Source organism: Pseudoflavonifractor sp. 60 (genome assembly GCF_009911645.1).
GTDB lineage: Bacteria > Bacillota > Clostridia > Oscillospirales > Oscillospiraceae > Lawsonibacter.
In genome coordinates this window covers 1-414 of sequence record NZ_QWKI01000287.1, presented here as the reverse complement: position 1 = coordinate 414, position 414 = coordinate 1, and the positions used below count along the sequence as shown (strand labels likewise).

The window sequence follows — 414 nt, the reverse complement described above, 5'->3', positions numbered from 1 at the left end:
GCAATCTTATTTGAATCAGCCGTCAGCCGCCTGGTGTGCGGCGTCTCCGGCAAATTCACGTAAAAAAGGGGCAACCAATTCTTCCTCCGCCCGCTTTCGGGCCTTTACCGCGTCCTCAAATTGGGTGTAGCTGCCCAGATAGTGCCTCCGGCCCTTGAAACAGAGGGTCGCCCGCCATCGTCCCTTTTGGGCGCACCAGTCAACTCCGGGTACGCCGCTGGTATTGTTCCGGCGCACCGTTTTGGCGGCTAACATCTCCACGCAGGTGCCGTCAACGTAGGTCAGACCGGGCAGGTCGGCGCCTGGCCCCCGTCCGGCCACCAGACAGCCGCAGCTTGAGGTGTGGCCGCTGCGCAGACGGTAGGTGAGCACCACCGCCTGGCCGCCGCAGTCGCACCGGCACAGCCATGCGGT

Annotated in this window: 1 protein-coding gene; it reads right to left on the bottom strand. The window is 63.8% G+C overall.

The genetic code is table 11. The features are described 5' to 3' along the window. Positions 1-15: 15 nt before the first annotated feature. Positions 16-414 (bottom strand): AP2 domain-containing protein (locus D1646_RS24090; protein ID WP_243154297.1); only part of this gene is annotated, 399 nt, incomplete at its 5' end.